Genomic DNA, 15,203 nt, shown 5'->3' with positions numbered 1-15,203 from the left:
TCGTCCTGCCCGCCTTCCGCGGGTCGTGCTTCCAGGCGACCAGAAGGAACCAGACAGGCACCAGGATGCCGCCCGGGTACAGGAACTCCTCCGACAGGACATGGCCGAGGACGCTGTAGAGGGCCAGCCAGGAGCCGAGGACGACCCCGGTTTGCCCTGATGCTGCGCGGCTCTGCTAGCAAGGATGCGGTGATGAACCACATGCCCGCCATGAGATGTCCGCCCAGCCGTACAGCCCAGGCGATGTCGTGGGGCTGTTCGTTGATCGTCATCTGCCGACAGGAAGTCGAGGGTGAGCCATCCGTAGCCCGCGGCCTTCGCCCATTCGGGTGCGGGCAGGCGTGCGACGACGAACATGATGGCCAGATGGAAGAGGATGCCCGTGTACTCAACCCCGACGGTCCCGGGAGCGACCGCGAAGGAGACCAGTGACGGGATGAACAGAACGGGCGGGAGTATGGCGAGCGTCCGGAAGCCGAGGATCTCGCGGGTCGGTGTGAGCATGGTTCCTCTGGCCGGATGTGAAGGGGCCGCGCCGAATGTTTCCTCTCGCGGGACAAGCACACCAGCTACGGCCCTTCCTGGGAACGGCGTTATCAGGAAGGGCCGTTAGGCGTTCACACGCCGGTCACGGCTGTCCGGCGTTCAGCCACTCCCACACCGACGCGTAGAAGGCGGCCAGTTCCTTGGGGCGGTCGTCGCCGAGCTCGTCGGAACTGGGGGTGCGGCCCTCTCGCGCGATGTTCCACGCGAGCACTGCATAGCTCGCCCGATACCCGGTCAGCTCCTCCTGAGGCACCACGATGCTCTGGCCAGGCACTGACGGCGTGAGGGTGCAGTACTCGTACACGGCGCTCAGGGAAAGGATCTTCCAGACATCGTCCCGCTGCTCGAGGCGGTAGTTGAGACGGGTGTACGAGACCAGGTCACCCGGCACTCCGTCCACCTCGACCTGGAACCGCATGGCCGTGGGGGCCTCGACGTAGGCCCTGGGACCGCGGACGTGGACGACCGGCGCGAACATGTGATGCAGGGCCACCGCTCCACGCTCCGCCATCGCCCTGGAGCCAGCGACAAACCCTGCGCCGTCACCGTCGTACCAGCTCAGGCGGACTGTCGAGTCCCGCCAGTACCGGTCCGACATCAAGTCCCACCAGCCGCGGTCGCGCCCCTGGCGTTCGGCCAGGACGACCTGCGTCACCAGTGCGACATCACCGCCGCTGCCGGCGCTGTTCGTCCCGCCCGGGGCGGCGGCCTGTGCAGTTCCCATGGGTGCTCCTTGTTCCGGGTTCACTCGGCGGCCGGACGCAGTTTCCGCGTCAGCCGGGCCAGTTCGTCGAGCATCAGCACCGCGGCCTGGTCCAGTCCCGCGTCCGTCTCCGCCTTGCCCTCGGCAGTGACCTTGTGCATGGCGAAGGGGATGTTGACCGACTCCAGTACAGGCACCATCCGCAGCGTGGTAACGACCTGCTTGAGCTGCTGGACCGCCCGCGTGCCCGCGCCGACGCCGCCGTAGCTGACGAAGCCGACGGCCTTGTCCGCCCACTCGTGGCAGAGGTAGTCCAGCGCGTTCTTCGTGACCGCGCTGTACCCGTAGTTGTACTCGGGGGTCACCAGCACGAAGGCGTCGGCGCGGTCCACGGCCTCGCTCCAGTCGCGGGTGTGCTGCTGGGTGTACTGCCGGAGTCTGGGGTGGTTGGGCTCGTCCAGCAGGGGCAGACCCACCTCAGCGAGGTCGACCACCTCCACGTCGAATGCGGCGTGCTGCTTGGCGACTTCGGCGAACCAGTCGGCGAAGGCGGGTGCTATCCGGTTGGGCCGGGTGCTGCCGATGTGAATCTGCAGAACGGGCCGGGGGGTGGTCGACATGGGGTTCCTTAAGGTTCGGCAGGTGGCGCGAGCTCCTTGGGTGAACCGGGCTGTGGGAGCGACCGCCGACTCGACTACGGGCCGGCCGGGTGAGGTGCGCCGGAAATCACCCGTACAGAGAGAGGGAAGGGGCACAGAACTCGTCACCGCGGAAAGTGATGCTGTTATATCATATTTCAAGGGGGGCATGGTCGATGCCCTCCCTGAGGACCTACTGCAAAGGCGGCAGCAGAGATGAAGCGTCCCCTCCAGCCGATCCAGTCCAGGTCGATCCCGGAGATGGTGACCACCGAGTTGCGCCGCTCGATCATGTCGGGGGACCTCGCGCCGGGCGAGACCTTCTCGCTGCGTAAGATCGCCGCGATGCTCGACGTCAGCTTCATCCCGGTCCGCGAGGCACTGCGCAGCCTGGAGAGCGAAGGGCTCGTGATCACGCGGCCGGGCCGGAGCGCCTATGTGACCCCACTCCATCTGGACGACCTCCAGGGCATCTACCGGCTCCGCCGCAACCTCGAACCCGAGCTCGCAGCACGCTCCTGCCTGCTCATTTCCGACGCCGCACTCGACCGCCTCCAGGCCCAGGCGGAGGACTTCGGCCACGAGCGGCACACCATCCAGACGGTCTACGACTCGCACCACGCGTTTCACGCGACGCTGCTCGCGCCGGCCGCCACCGCCTGGGACATGCGCGTTCTCAACTCTCTGTGGCGGGCCGCCGAGCGCTACATCCGGATCGGATTCAGCAAGCTCGACCCCGATCCGCGGGACAAGTCCCGACGTCGGCACGCCCACCAGGGCCTCATCGACACCTTCCGGCTGCGCGACCCCTACGCCGTCGCCGATGCCGTACTGGCGCATCTGAAGCGCAACGAGGCGACGGCACTGCGCGCACTCTCCGACGACCCGCGCGTCGCGGTGGATGACGGCTCTGGCAGCTGATCCGGGTCCCCGGTGCGGCCGCCCCGGGGACCCGGCGGAGCCCTGCGGCGCAGGGCCCGGACGCGCCGGGGGCACCTCCTAGATCATCGGAGTGATCCGGTCCTTGGAGCCGACCAGCGACTTGCCGTAGATCTCGTAGCAGACCATCGGCAGGATGCCGGCGTGCCGGGAGGCGACCTCGGAGTCGCGCCAGATGCGCTGCAGCGGATTGACCTCGGCGAAGCTGCCCGACCCGTGCGCGTACAGCAGGATGTCGATCGCCTTCACCACGTGCTCGATCGCCCAGCCGATATCCGCGCGGATGCGCGCCCTGTCGGCGAACTCCAGTTTGCGCCCCTCGGCGGCGGCCGAGTCGATGTCCTCGGTCACCCGGTGCGCGTGGAAGTGGGCCGTGTCGAGCAGCATCGTCGCCTGCGCGAGCTGGATCTGGAAGGCCACCGAGTCGGCCTGCCGGGTGTAGACGGTGTTGGCAATGCCCTTGGTGCCCGCCTTCTCCTTCACGATCGCCAGGGCCGCCCGCCCGAGGCCAAGCTGCGGTCCGACCATGCCGACCGCGAAGAACGGCCCGAGGGGAGAGCTGTAGAGCAGCTCTTCGGTGAATTCGGTAGGGAATTCGCCCTCGATCGCCGGGCCCACGGACATGATCCTGTGCTCGGGTACGAACACGTTGTCGGCGATGAGGCAGTTGGAGCCAGAGGCACGCATGCCGGCGACGAACCAGGTGTCCTCCAGGTCGAGGTCCGTACGCGGCAGCAGGGCCATGGCCATGTCGACGACGGCGCCGTCCTCGTCGGTGACGGGCATGCTAAGCACAGCCCAGTCGGCGTGCCAAGAACCGGAGTTGTAGTACCACTTGCCGGTGACCCGGTACCCCCCGGCCACCTTCCTCGACTCGACGAGCGGCGAGAACACACCCGACACCAGCGCCCCGCGGTTCGCTGCCCAGACGTCGTCCTGCGCCTGCTTGGGAAAACAACTGGCCAGCCATGCGCCCGAGTTGAGCAGCGACACCACCCAGGCCGTGCCACCGTCGGCCTCGCCCACGGCCGCCGAGACGTCGACCAGGGCGCGCATCGAGGCCTGGTGCCCGCCGTAGCGCCGGGGCTGGAGGAGCTTGAAGAGTCCCTCCTGGTGGAGGGCGTGGATACTCTCGTCCGTCACGCGCCGGTCCCGCTCGCCCTGCGCCGCGTTGGCACGCAGCAGCGGTTGCAGCTTGGTGGCACGGGCGACGAGCTCGTCCACATCGGGCGTGACGGTGGAGGAAGGGGTTGTAATCGACGTGGTCATGCGTTGTCCTCGGATCTCAGCGCGCCGTCATGGGCGCGGTGTCTGCAAAATCCGGCGCGCGGCCCATTCCGGGGCCGGCCGGGTCACCGCGAGCGCTCGGTCGGCTCAGGCCGCGGCGTCGAGTTCGCGCACCACGTACTCGCGCAGCGTCGTGGGCGGCCGGCCCAGCAGCCAGCCGAGCACGTTCGGGTTGCCCGTGATGCCATAGCGGCTGTAGTGGCCCCACAGCCGGTACATGGCGTCGTACGGAAACTCGTCCTCCGCGCGCGCCTGACGCTCACTGCTGGCGATTTCGCTGATCGGCTGGAGCTCGGTGGTGATGGGCACCCCTGAGACCTCACCGATCAGGGCCGCGATCTCGTGGCCATTCACGTAGTCGGACCCGCACAGCTCGTAGGTCGCGTAGTGGTGGCCGGGGTCACCGACGACCTGCGCGGCCACGGTCGTCACGTCCTCCATGTCCACCTGCGCGAGCCGTGTGTCATGGGAGAAGGGCTTGCGGTGCACCCCCGTCCGCACGGTCTTTGGGACGTCGATGTTCTGGAGGTAGTGCATCGGCTGAAGGATGGTGAAGGGGATGGGTGACTCGATGACGGCGCGCTCCACGGCCAGCTTGGCCTGGTGGTTCAAGAGCGCCTCGATCTGCGGGTGCACCACCGAGAACTGCACGAAGTGTCCGACGCCGACGCGTCGCGCCTCTGCTACCACGGCGCGCCCGATATCCGCCTCACGGTGGTGGAACAGCGGGCCGATGTGGATGACGGAGTCGACGCCTGCCATGGCCTTGCGCAGGTCGGCGGGGTCGAGCAGGTCGGCGACAACGGCTTCGTCCGCGCCGTGGTCGCGCAGTTCGGTCACGGACGGGGCGATGTCCGCGGCCCGGACGGATTTGCCTTCGCGCGCTAGCGCTCTCACCAGACTGCGGCCGGTTCGGCCGCTTGCTGCGGTTACGAGAATCAAAAGAAACCTCCGGCGTGCATCGCCCCCCGCACGGCCGGGCGGGCCGACCGTGGCGGTGAGCATATGTTATAGCGGCTGATTGCGAAATGAATGAGGTGGCTCGGCCGGCTCTGTCAGTAGGCGACTGTGAAACGGGCGCGACGGTGCGCCGGGCTCTCGATCTCGTCGACGAAGGCCGTGGCGAAGTCCGCCCCGGAGATGTACGAGCGCCCCGCCTCGTCGGCCAGCATGACCTCCTGGCCCAGCCGGAATGTCCCGACTGGCTCACCGGGTGCGTAGTGTCCAAAGCCCCGGGGCGGGCTCAGTACGAACCAGTCAAGGCCCGGGTCGCTGTCACGCAGCGCCTGAAGGACCTGGTCGCTGATGCGCGCGTAGCCGCGGAACTGCTCGGGGAACTCGGGCGTCTCGTACACCTTCGGTCCCTCGGATGCGACCAGCAGGGACCCGGCGCCACCGACCACGCCCAGGCGGGCGCCCATGACACGGGCGAGGTCGGCGATCTCCTCGTTGAGCTTGACGAAGCCGTCCGCCAGGTCTCCGCTGGGCGCCAGCGCGACGACGATCACCTCGGCGTTGGCCGTGGCGCGTTCCAGGTCGGCTCGGTCCTGTGCGGAGCCGGTGACGCGCGTGACGCCGGCAATCGTGTGACCCGAGGCGCTGCGGCTGAAGGCGACGACGTCGTGCCCGCGCGCGGCGGCCTCGCGGACAATGGCACCACCGGCATATCCGGTGCCGCCGAGAACAGTGATACGGGACATGAGAACTCCCCATCGATGTGCGTCGAGGACTCTCCCCCACGCGAACTGGCCGGCCGCGACATCGGGTTCACGGCGGGCTTCCGGGACATCTACAGGCGGCGGGCGACCCGGAAATCGCTCTCCGACCACCCTGCGCCAACGGTCAGCTGCCCTCGGCCGGGGCGGCCCGGGGCGCCACCAGCGGCTCCGCGGTGAGCTTGGCATAGGCTTCCCGGACGGCCGGGACCAGCGCCCTGGCACGCTCCGGGTCGGCCCCCTCATCCCTGAGCTTGAGGATGTCCCCGCCGCGGCGGCCGACGGGCACGTCGGCGGTGCGGGCCGCGATCAGGGCGTGGAAGTGCGGGAACGCCTCCCCGAACATGAGGATGTAGGTAGCCTCGGCGCCGGTGGCGTGGGTGACGGCGGCGACCATGTCCCGCGCCCTGCGGCCGAACGTCTCGAGTTCCTGGTCGTTCAGGCCGGTGATGCGCTCCGCGTGACGCCGAGCGCGCAGGAAGTACCATCCGGGTACGTCGTAGGACGGGACGACCTCCCCGGCCCAGAGCTCGTCGCGGAAGACGACGTTGGCCTCCTCGGAATCTTCCAGACCGCAGATCAGGCAGTTCTGTTCCATGTGCTGTTCCCCTCCGGGAGTGTCAGTGGTGATTGCGGGGCGGGACGTCACGGCGCGGCGCGGAAGCCGGTGCGGATCGTCCCGATGCCCTCGATGGTGGTGACAAGTTCGTCGCCCGGGCCGATCAGGACTTTGGGCTCGCGCGCGAAGCCGATGCCCGACGGAGTGCCGGTGAAGATGACGTCTCCGGGAGACAGGGTCACGGTCTGCGAGAGCCGGGCGATGATCTCGGCAACCGGGAAGATCATGAGCTTGGTGCGCGACTGCTGCATCGTCACGCCGTTGAGGGCGCAGCCGATGGCGAGGTCGTCGGGGTTGTCGAACTCCTCGACGGAGACGACCGCGGGACCCATGGGGGCGAAGCCGGGGAAGGACTTGCCCATGTTGAACTGGGGAGTCGGCGGCCGCAGCTGCATCTCCCGCTCGGACAGGTCCTGGCCGACCGTCAGTCCGGCCACCCGGCCCCAGGCCTCGGAGGCGTCGATCCGGTGGGCGTACTCGCCCATCACGACCACCAGCTCCGCCTCGAAGTCGACCGAGCCCGGAGGCAGTTCGACCTCGGCGTCGGGGCCGGTAATCGAGGACGGGAACTTGGTGAACACGACCATGGAGTCGGTGGACACCTCCAGGCCGGCCTCCTCGGCGTGGTCGAGGTAGTTGAGCCCGATGGCGAAGACCTGGGGCGGACGCGGCACCGGGGAGTCCAGCCGTACGTCACCCTGCGGCCTGGCCGGGGCCCCGTCTGCGCCGGTCGCGGCCCAGGCCTTGAACTCCGCCCACCGCTCGTAGACGGCCTGGACGTCCGGGGAGAACAGGCCCCCGCTCGCCTGGGCGACATCGACCACTCCCCGGGCGGTCAGCAGGCCCAGTCTGCCTGCGGCGTTGACGATCTGCATTCCTGACTTCTCCACTCGCCAATATATGTGATAACAGCCGTAGGCTGTTCCTGTCTTCGTCAGCCCTGCTAAGCGGCTCAGCCGACCTGGTCAGACCTTCGTGGCAGCGAGCTCGCGCTGGACATACTCGCGCAGGGTGGTCGGCCGGCGATCGAGCAGCCAAGTCAGCACGTTGGGATTGCCCGTGATGCCGTAACGGCTGTAGTGCCCGAAGAGGCGATACATGATGTCGTAGGGAAATTCGGCCTCCGCCAGCCGCTGGCGCCCGGGACTCACCAGGTCACTGAGTGCCTGTACCTCTGCGACGACCGGCCGACCCAACAACTCGGCAATGACCTCGGCGATCTCGTGTCCCGTGACGTAGTCGCTGCCCGACAGCTCATAAGTGGCGTAGTGGTGGTGCGGGTCGCCGACCACCCGCGCCGCCACTGCGGCGACGTCTTCCAGGTCGACGTGCGCGAGGCGTGAGTCGGCCGAGTGCGGCTTGCCGTAGATGCCGGACGCGACGGTGCCGGGTACGTCGATGTTTTGCAGATAGTGCATCGGCTGCAGAATCGTGAACGGAATCGGTGACTCGATCACGGCTCGTTCCACCGCGAGCTTGGCCTGGTGGTTCAGCAGCTGCTCGATCTGAGGGTGGACCACGGAGAACTGCACGAAGTGCTGTACGTCGTGACGCCGCGCTTCCGCGACGACGGCGCGGCCGATGTCGGCCTCGCGGTGGTGGAACAGCGGGCCGATGTGGACGACTGACTCCACCCCCTCCATCGCCTTGCGCAGCTCGGCGGGCTCCAGGAGGTCAGTTACGACAGTCTCGGCCGCGCCGAGGTCACGGGTCTCATGAACCGACGGAGCGATGTCCGCGGCCCGCACTTCCTTGCCCTCACGGGTCAATGCGCGAATGAGGCTGCGGCCGGTGCGGCCGCTTGCAGCGGTTACGAGTATCACGAGCTCTCCAGGTGATGGATCGAGGCCAGCCCAGGGCTGTTGGACATACATGTGACACAGACGGATGTGAGGCGCAGCCGTCTCCTGCCTCCAGGGCGCCGGGGCCTCTCAGTCGGCCATCGGGTGCGGCAGCTCGGGGCTGGTCCTGAGCGCCCATGCCCGCGTCTGCAGTTCGCCGGCCGGTGTCCCGGCCCGCCGCGCCTCGACCATCAGCTCGGGCCGGTAGCGCACACCGATCGGGTCGGCGTCGTACTCCGCGCCCCGCATGTACGTGGTGGCCTCGTCGGCCGTGGCGAAGTTGTCGACCTGGAGCTCCACGTGATTGCCGTCGGGGTCCTCGTAGTACAGGGACGTCGTGACACCATGCTGGACCGGCTTCCAGGGCTCGATCCCCTTGGCCAGCAGCTCCAGGTACCGCTCCAGCAACTGGTCGAGTGAGTCGAAGGTGTAGGCGACATGGTTCACCAGGGCCGTTTTGGCCGACTTGCGTTCGAGGTCGGGGATGTGGGCGAGGGCGATCCGGTGGTGCTCCTCGTCGAAGGTGATGAAGGTCAGGCCGTGGCCCTCGTAGACGACGTGGGCGCCCAGCAGCGCGCAGTACCACTCCCGCATGGCGTCGGGTTGGGACGTCTGGAACACGACGTGGGCGAACTTGGGTGTCGAGGTCATGCTCGTCTCTCCTGAGTTGGTGGGGCGAGGCGCCGGGTGGCGGGCGCCCGGGTGGGGTGAGCGCCCGCCTCCAGTCAACCCGCGATGGCGTCGAGTTCGGCGACTGCGTCGTCCGGGAGCTGCACGGCGGCGCCGACGACGTTCTGCCGCAGGTGCGCGACGGAGGAAGTGCCCGGAATTAGCAGGATGTTGGGCGACCGGCGCAGGAGCCACGCCAGTGCCACCGCCCTCGGGGTGGATCCGAGGCGGGCGGCGACGTCATCGAGGACGCCGGACTGCACCGGGCTGAATCCGCCGAGCGGGAAGTAGGGAACGTAGGCGATCCCCTGTTCGGCGAGGCTGTCGATCAGGTCGTCGTCGTTCCGGTTCACGATGTTGTACAGGTTCTGCACACACACCACGGGCGCGATCGACTGGGCCTTGGCCACTTGGTCCGCAGTGACCGTGCTGAGCCCCAGGTGCCGGATGAGTCCCTGCTCCCGCAGCTCCGCGAGGACGGTAAAGGGCGTGCTCACCGATTCGGTCGGCCCGCCCATGCGGAGGTTCACCACGTCGAGGGTTTCCAGGCCGAGGCGGGCAAGGTTGTCCTTGACCGCCTGGCGCAGCTGGTCGGGCTCGGCCGCCTGCGGCCATCCGCCCTTCTCGTCCCGCGCGAAGCCGACCTTGGTGACGATGTGCAGATCCTGCGGGTAGGGGTGCAGGGCCTCGCGCAGAATCTCGTTGGTGACGCAGGGGCCGTAGTAGTCGCTGGTGTCGATGTGGGTGATGCCCAGCTCGACCGCTTCACGGACGACCGCGACCGCGGCGGCCCGGTCGGCGGGCGGCCCGAACGCCATGGGTCCGGTGAGCTGCATGGCTCCGTAGCCCATCCGGGTCACGGTGAGGTCGCCGCCGAGGGTATAGGTGCCCCCGGGGAGGGAGTGCGGCATGTCTGTTTCTCCAGGTGCGTCGGGGATGGCTGCTGACGTGCCCGCGCTGCTCAGTTCGCGCCCCACAGCTCGGCGTAGGTCCGGCGGAACGATCCGTCGGTGAACCAGCCGCCGCTCTTGAACTCCTTGACGCTGCTGCCGTTCACGGAATCGATGTTGGACTCGTTGAAGATGCGCCGCGGGATGGTGTAGTCCGACTCGTCGGGGACGTCCGTGTCCGTCATCATCCGCAGTAGGCGGTCCGTGTTGTTCCAGGCCACGAGCGCGGGGTCGACCGCGACGTCAGCGAGCTGCTTGCCGTTCGCGAGCCGCTGCATCGCCGTGACGTCCGATCCGTATCCCACGAGCTTCAGCCGGTCGGCCCGGCCGGACAGCTGCATGCCCTGGATGGCGAGCGGACTTGCGGGCTGGTCGTAGCTGACGTACACGTAGTCGATGTTCGGGTCGGCGTTGAGTGCGACGCTCACTGTAGTCGGGATCTTCTGGACGGCCGAGGCCTCCCAGGGGGCTGTGGTGACCTTGCAGCCGGGACACTGGGTCTTGAACTCGTCAAGGACGGCGTCCGACGACCGCTTGGTCGTACTGGTGGAGGTCGTGTTTACAAACAGCACGTTCGCGTCGCCGCCGGAGTCGGCGATGATCGCGTCCGCCATCAGCCTGCCTCCCACGTCCTGGCCATTATTGGTGGTGACCACGTGGTCCTTCCAGTCCGCGGGCACCGGATCGGAGACGTCGGAGGCGACGACGGGGATGTTCGCCCGGACGGCCGCGGCGTAAGCGTTCCTGGCCAGGGCGAAGGGGATCGAGTCGGTGATGATGCCGGCCGAACGGGCCGAGACGGCCTGGTTGATGCACTGCGTCGCCACCGTGGGTTGCGCCTGCGCGTCGCACACCTGCACCTTCATGCCCAGCAGCTTGGCGGCCTCGGTGACCTGCTCCAGCTCCGCCTGGAAGTACGTCGCCTTCAGGGTGATGGGGACATAGGCGATGGTGCGGCCCCTGAACTCCTCCAGGCCGGAGATCTTCCCGCCCGGTGCCGTGAAGTCGTCCAGGGCGGAGAGGTGCTTCTCGACGGCGGCCTTGGCGTGCGTTACGCCCCCGGGGCTCGACTCGCCGCTGCCGGCTCCGTCCTCAGAGTCGGATCCACCACAGGCGCTCAGGCTCGCGGTCGCGAGTGCAGTGGCGGCGAGCAGGGCCCACTTCGTCCGGCTCGTGTTCGGCTTGGCGGCTCTTGACGCGTGGTTCATGTCGGTTTTCCTCGCAGTCGCGGTACGGATCGACCGCCACCACCCGCACGGTGGCAGCCAGACGGGATGGTCAGGAGTGGCGCCGGTCCCGGCGGAACAGCGTGGACAGGACGATGGCGATGATGAGTGCAGATCCGTAGAAGACGTCGCTGATCCAGCCCGCGAAGCCGAGGAGCTGGAGTCCGACGATGCCGGTCGCCAGGAAGTAAATGGCGATCATGCTGCCGGCCGGGTTGAACCTGCCGGGCTGGATGACGGCCGTACCGAGGAACGTCGCCGACAGTGCGGGCAGCAGGTAGCTCGACGCGCTCGCCGGGTCGAATCCGCCGACGGTTCCGACGAGCAGGACGCCGCCGATGCCGCACAGCAACGACGAGGCGATGTACGCGCCGACGCGGATCCTGTTGACCCGCACCATGGCGAGCCGGGCGACAGAACGGTTCGAGCCGACGAAGAGCATGTGCCGGCCGAGGGGGGTGGACGTCATCACGTAGGTGAAGACCGCGGCCACCGCCAGCCCGTAGTAGAAGCTGATCGGCAACCCGAGCACGCCGGTCGCGGCCACCTTGTACAGCTCCTGGTTGTCGAGGAAGACGCTTCCTCCTTTGGAGATCCGGGACGACACACCCGTCAGGAGGGTAGCCACGCCCAGTGTTGTCACGATGGGGTTGATGCCGATCTTGATGATGAGAAGGGCGTTGAAGGCTCCGACGCCCACCGCCACCGCCACCGCTACCACTGCCGCCAGCCAGACATTGAGGCCCTGCTCACTGACGAGGACAGCGACCAGGGTCGCCGACAGTCCGGCGACCGCCGCCACCGAGAAGTCGAACTCCCCCACCGCGAACGCGCACAGAGCGCCGAGGGCGATGAACACCAGAGCCTGTTGCGAGCCGAAGATCGTCTGGAAGGTGCCGACCGTGAGGAACTGGTCTGGGCTGAGGCTGCCGAAGAGGACGAAGAGGGCGATCCAGACCACGATCAAGCTGCCCCGCCGCGCCACGTCCGCTGCGACCTTCCGTCCATGGTCCGGACCGGCGGGCGCGGGCGTCTTCCCTGATTCGGGTTTGGCGGCCGACGGCCGCGGGTCCATGGTCGTGGTCGCGCTGTCGTTGGATGTCAAGGCGATGTCTCCTTCGTCGTGCGCCGCCGGCCGGCGTCGTCCATCAGGCATAAGTGGCCTTAGTGATCGCTTCCGCGTTCACGTCACCGGAAATCTCGAGGTGGGTACGGCCGGAGCGGAGGACGATCACCCGGTCGCACACGGCGGCGAGGTCCTGCACTTCGATCGAGACGATCACCACGGCCTTCCCCTCGTTGGCGGCGGCTCGCAGGGCCCGCAGGATGTCCAGGCGGGCGCCGACGTCGACGGCCTGGGTCGGCTCGCACGCCACCAGGACCTGAGGCGAGCTCAACAGCCATTTGGAGAGCAGGAGTTTTTGCTGGTTGCCGCCGCTGAAGGAGGCGACCGGGGCGTTCGACAGTGCCGGTGTGATACCGAAGGTGTTGACCGCCGTCCTGAACTCGTCCTGCTGCCAGTTCCGGCCGAGGAAGAGTCGGCCGCGTCGCGTCACGCGAGGAAGCGTCACGTTCGCAAGCGCGCTCACGTCGGCCGCGAGACCGTCCTGCATACGGTGCTGGGGGATGACGGCCAGGCCCGCCTCGTGCAGGGCGTCCCGGTTGCGCACCGGGAGGGTGAATTCGCTGCCGCCGACCTTGATCCGGCCGCTGCAGGCCCGGCTGGTGCCGCCGAGAATGTGCTCGACCTCCTCCAAGCCACAGTCGCCGGTGCCGGTGATGCCGATGACCTCGCCGCCATGGATCTGCAGGTCGATCTCGCCGAGCGTCGCGCCTGAGAGTCCGGAGACTTCCAGGGCGATTTCCGGCTTGACGGCGTCCGGGTCGACGACAGCGCCGATGCGGCCGCTTGCGAGCTCACGGCCGAGAATCAGCCGGCTCAGTTTGGCTTCGGTGAGGTCCGCCACCGGGATGCCCTCGGCCGCCGCCTTCCCGTCGCGCAGCACGGTCACCCGGCCCGCCAGGCTCATCACCTCGTCGAGGCGGTGGCTGACGATGAGGATCCCGGTGCCGGAGCGGGCGATGGCCCTCAGGATGTCGTAGAACTCGGGCAGCGTCTCGCGCGGCAGGGACTGGGTCGACTCGTCGAACACGATGCAGCCGGTGCCGGGATGCCGCCCCTGGACGGCCCGTGCGATCGCGACCACGGCTCGCTGCCCTGCCGGCAGCGAACCCAGGCGGGCGTCCATCGGCAGGGAGACGTTCAGCCGGGCGAAGGTCTCCTCCGCCAGGCGGCGCTCCTGCGCCCAGTTGATCCGGCGCGAGGCCCGGCCGGGCCGGTACTGGCCGACGCGCACGTTCTCCACCACGGACAGGTCGTCGACCAGCCCAAGGTCCTGGTGGACGAAGGCGAGGTCGTGCTCGCGCAGGTCGCCCGGCTGCACGGGACTGGAGAGGGCCCGGCCCCCCACCCGGATCTGGCCCGCGTCGGCGGTGTAGACGCCCGAGAGAATTTTGATCAGGGTCGATTTCCCCGACCCGTTCTGACCCACGAGCGCGTGGATCTCGCCCGGCTCGACCGTCAGATCGACGCCGTCCAGCACCTTGGCCCGCCCAAAGCGCTTGGTGAGGCCCGTCATCTCGACGGATTCCCCGCCGCGCGATCCGGTCGCAGGCGTTTCCGGGCCGGTCGTCCCCCGCCCCGGTGCGTATGTGCTCCGCATCAGTTCTCCTGCCTGACGTGGCGGACGCCATCATCAGAATCGCTAGTCGATATATGTGATATCAGTGAAGTCGAGAAGACTCCGTGGCGAAAGAGTGGTGAGGCGGCGAGCCTCAGAGCATGGGGGTGATGTTTCCGTCCTTGGCCAGCAGGGCTGTCCCGTACATCTCCAGGCTCACCCCGGGGACGATGTAGGCGTGGCGGGCGGCCACCTCGGAGTCGCGCCAGTGCCGCTGGATCACGCTGTTCTCCGCGAAGCCGGCCGCGCCATGTGCGAACAGCAGCAGATCGATGGCCTTGGTGATGTTCGCGACCACCCAGCCGGCGTCGGCCCGGGCCCGGGCGCGCATCAGCTCGTCCGGGTAAGTGCCTTCCCGGGCGGCCCGGTCGATCTCGTCCACGGCGCGGTAGGCGTGCAGGTAGGCCGTGTCGATTAGCATCGCGGCCTCCGCTATCTGGTGCCGGAAGACCGGCGACTCCGCCTGGGTCGCGTAGAAGGTGAAGGTGAGCGGCTTCGCCGCCGCCTTCGCGCTCACCAGCTCCAGCACCTTCTTCCCCATGCCGAGCTGCGGTGCGGCGATGCCGAGCGCCAGGACCGGTGTGAAGGCGCTGCGGTACAGCACCTCCTCCGTGCGCTCCGTGGCCACCTCGCCCTGCCATGCCTTCGGCGCGGAGATGATGCGGTGGTCCGGGACGAACACATCCCTGGCGATGAGGCAGTTCGAGCCCGACGACTTCATCCCGGCCACGAACCAGGTTTCCTCGAAGTCGAGGTCCGACCTGGGGATGAGGGCGATGCCGTGGTCGATCGTCTCGCCGGCCTCGTCGACGACAGGCATGCCCAGCACGGCCCAGTCGGAGTGCCAGGAACCGGAATTGTAATACCAGCGCCCGCTGACGACGTATCCGCCGTCCACCTTCACCGACTCCGAGCTCGGGGTCACTACACCGGAGACCTTCGCGTCCGGGTTCGCTTTCCACACGTCGTCCTGCGCCTGCTCCGGAAACAGGCCCGTCATCCAGGCGCACTGGTTGCACAGTGTGACGACCCAGGCGGTCCCTCCGTCCGCCTCGGCGACGGCCGCGGAGACCTCTATCTGGTTGCGTACCGACATCTCGTAGCCGCCGTACCGCTTGGGCTGGGCGACCTTGAAGACACCGGCTTGCGTGAGCGCCTGGACGGTCTCCTCCACCACACGGCGATCCTGTTCCCCCTTGGCCGCGTTCCTCTCCAGCAGGGGATGGAGCTCCCTGATCCGGGCCACCAGCTCCTCGGTGCTCGGCTCGCCGCCCTTGACGGGCACTTCTGTCGTTGCGGATGCCATGGTGCGTTCCTTCTCGTATCGGG

Annotated in this window: 15 protein-coding genes; 1 reads left to right on the top strand and 14 read right to left on the bottom strand. The window is 68.1% G+C overall.

Features of this window, described 5'->3' with window-relative positions; translation table 11 throughout:
• Nucleotides 1-628: 628 nt before the first annotated feature.
• Nucleotides 629-1,270 carry a nuclear transport factor 2 family protein gene (locus tag AC069T_RS33545; RefSeq protein ID WP_478786331.1) on the bottom strand — a complete coding sequence of 214 codons (642 nt, stop codon included), beginning with the start codon at nucleotides 1,268-1,270 and terminating at the stop codon, nucleotides 629-631.
• Nucleotides 1,271-1,290: 20 nt separating this feature from the next.
• Nucleotides 1,291-1,869: an NADPH-dependent FMN reductase gene (locus AC069T_RS33540; protein ID WP_478786330.1), complete on the bottom strand. Its 579-nt coding sequence runs from the start codon at nucleotides 1,867-1,869 to the stop codon at nucleotides 1,291-1,293.
• A gap of 234 nt (nucleotides 1,870-2,103) precedes the next feature.
• On the opposite strand from AC069T_RS33540, the gene AC069T_RS33535 reads away from it, so the two are divergent.
• Nucleotides 2,104-2,808 (top strand): GntR family transcriptional regulator, encoded by a 705-nt coding sequence (locus AC069T_RS33535; protein ID WP_478786329.1) that lies wholly within the window; start codon nucleotides 2,104-2,106, stop codon nucleotides 2,806-2,808.
• Nucleotides 2,809-2,886: 78 nt separating this feature from the next.
• Here AC069T_RS33535 and AC069T_RS33530 read toward each other — a convergent pair whose 3' ends face one another.
• From AC069T_RS33530 to AC069T_RS33475, 12 genes are all read right to left on the bottom strand, one after another.
• Nucleotides 2,887-4,095: an acyl-CoA dehydrogenase family protein gene (locus AC069T_RS33530; RefSeq protein WP_478786328.1), complete on the bottom strand. Its 1,209-nt coding sequence runs from the start codon at nucleotides 4,093-4,095 to the stop codon at nucleotides 2,887-2,889.
• A 105-nt stretch (nucleotides 4,096-4,200) separates the two neighbouring features.
• Nucleotides 4,201-5,118, bottom strand: coding sequence for an SDR family oxidoreductase (locus AC069T_RS33525; RefSeq protein ID WP_478786327.1), 918 nt, complete (start codon nucleotides 5,116-5,118; stop codon nucleotides 4,201-4,203).
• Between the two features lie 50 nt (nucleotides 5,119-5,168).
• Nucleotides 5,169-5,813: an NAD(P)-dependent oxidoreductase gene (locus AC069T_RS33520; RefSeq protein ID WP_478786326.1), complete on the bottom strand. Its 645-nt coding sequence runs from the start codon at nucleotides 5,811-5,813 to the stop codon at nucleotides 5,169-5,171.
• A 142-nt stretch (nucleotides 5,814-5,955) separates the two neighbouring features.
• Nucleotides 5,956-6,426 carry a hypothetical protein gene (locus tag AC069T_RS33515; protein WP_478786325.1) on the bottom strand — a complete coding sequence of 157 codons (471 nt, stop codon included), beginning with the start codon at nucleotides 6,424-6,426 and terminating at the stop codon, nucleotides 5,956-5,958.
• A gap of 47 nt (nucleotides 6,427-6,473) precedes the next feature.
• The gene (locus AC069T_RS33510) at nucleotides 6,474-7,322 is read right to left on the bottom strand and encodes a fumarylacetoacetate hydrolase family protein (RefSeq protein WP_478786324.1); all 849 of its coding nucleotides are present in this window, start codon (nucleotides 7,320-7,322) and stop codon (nucleotides 6,474-6,476) included.
• Nucleotides 7,323-7,412: 90 nt separating this feature from the next.
• A complete protein-coding gene (locus tag AC069T_RS33505; RefSeq protein ID WP_478786323.1) occupies nucleotides 7,413-8,270 on the bottom strand; it encodes an SDR family oxidoreductase in 858 nt (285 codons plus the stop codon).
• Between the two features lie 108 nt (nucleotides 8,271-8,378).
• Nucleotides 8,379-8,939, bottom strand: a complete 561-nt coding sequence (locus AC069T_RS33500; protein ID WP_478786322.1) for a VOC family protein — start codon at nucleotides 8,937-8,939, stop codon at nucleotides 8,379-8,381.
• Nucleotides 8,940-9,013: 74 nt separating this feature from the next.
• The gene (locus tag AC069T_RS33495; protein ID WP_478786321.1) at nucleotides 9,014-9,868 is read right to left on the bottom strand and encodes an oxidoreductase; all 855 of its coding nucleotides are present in this window, start codon (nucleotides 9,866-9,868) and stop codon (nucleotides 9,014-9,016) included.
• A 50-nt stretch (nucleotides 9,869-9,918) separates the two neighbouring features.
• Complete coding sequence (locus AC069T_RS33490; RefSeq protein ID WP_478786320.1) at nucleotides 9,919-11,115, bottom strand: sugar ABC transporter substrate-binding protein; 1,197 nt, start codon at nucleotides 11,113-11,115, stop codon at nucleotides 9,919-9,921.
• A gap of 70 nt (nucleotides 11,116-11,185) precedes the next feature.
• Nucleotides 11,186-12,238, bottom strand: a complete 1,053-nt coding sequence (locus AC069T_RS33485; RefSeq protein ID WP_478786319.1) for an ABC transporter permease — start codon at nucleotides 12,236-12,238, stop codon at nucleotides 11,186-11,188.
• A gap of 43 nt (nucleotides 12,239-12,281) precedes the next feature.
• A complete protein-coding gene (locus AC069T_RS33480; protein WP_478786318.1) occupies nucleotides 12,282-13,856 on the bottom strand; it encodes an ATP-binding cassette domain-containing protein in 1,575 nt (524 codons plus the stop codon).
• Between the two features lie 112 nt (nucleotides 13,857-13,968).
• A complete protein-coding gene (locus AC069T_RS33475) occupies nucleotides 13,969-15,180 on the bottom strand; it encodes an acyl-CoA dehydrogenase family protein (RefSeq protein WP_478786317.1) in 1,212 nt (403 codons plus the stop codon).
• Nucleotides 15,181-15,203: the final 23 nt, after the last annotated feature.

This window comes from Streptomyces sp. NPDC043867 (assembly GCF_056435845.1).
Note: the sequence above shows the minus strand (reverse complement) of the source record. Positions and strands in the feature narration are given on the sequence as shown.

What these genes read in the sequence shown, in the direction of transcription:
- AC069T_RS33545 (WP_478786331.1), bottom strand. Translation starts at nt 1,270, where the DNA reads ATGGGAACTGCACAGGCCGCCGCCCCGGGCGGGACGAACAGCGCCGGC.
- AC069T_RS33540 (WP_478786330.1), bottom strand. Translation starts at nt 1,869, where the DNA reads ATGTCGACCACCCCCCGGCCCGTTCTGCAGATTCACATCGGCAGCACC.
- AC069T_RS33535 (WP_478786329.1), top strand. Translation starts at nt 2,104, where the DNA reads ATGAAGCGTCCCCTCCAGCCGATCCAGTCCAGGTCGATCCCGGAGATG.
- AC069T_RS33530 (WP_478786328.1), bottom strand. Translation starts at nt 4,095, where the DNA reads ATGACCACGTCGATTACAACCCCTTCCTCCACCGTCACGCCCGATGTG.
- AC069T_RS33525 (WP_478786327.1), bottom strand. Translation starts at nt 5,118, where the DNA reads ATGCTCACCGCCACGGTCGGCCCGCCCGGCCGTGCGGGGGGCGATGCA.
- AC069T_RS33520 (WP_478786326.1), bottom strand. Translation starts at nt 5,813, where the DNA reads ATGTCCCGTATCACTGTTCTCGGCGGCACCGGATATGCCGGTGGTGCC.
- AC069T_RS33515 (WP_478786325.1), bottom strand. Translation starts at nt 6,426, where the DNA reads ATGGAACAGAACTGCCTGATCTGCGGTCTGGAAGATTCCGAGGAGGCC.
- AC069T_RS33510 (WP_478786324.1), bottom strand. Translation starts at nt 7,322, where the DNA reads ATGCAGATCGTCAACGCCGCAGGCAGACTGGGCCTGCTGACCGCCCGG.
- AC069T_RS33500 (WP_478786322.1), bottom strand. Translation starts at nt 8,939, where the DNA reads ATGACCTCGACACCCAAGTTCGCCCACGTCGTGTTCCAGACGTCCCAA.
- AC069T_RS33495 (WP_478786321.1), bottom strand. Translation starts at nt 9,868, where the DNA reads ATGCCGCACTCCCTCCCCGGGGGCACCTATACCCTCGGCGGCGACCTC.
- AC069T_RS33490 (WP_478786320.1), bottom strand. Translation starts at nt 11,115, where the DNA reads ATGAACCACGCGTCAAGAGCCGCCAAGCCGAACACGAGCCGGACGAAG.
- AC069T_RS33480 (WP_478786318.1), bottom strand. Translation starts at nt 13,856, where the DNA reads ATGCGGAGCACATACGCACCGGGGCGGGGGACGACCGGCCCGGAAACG.
- AC069T_RS33475 (WP_478786317.1), bottom strand. Translation starts at nt 15,180, where the DNA reads ATGGCATCCGCAACGACAGAAGTGCCCGTCAAGGGCGGCGAGCCGAGC.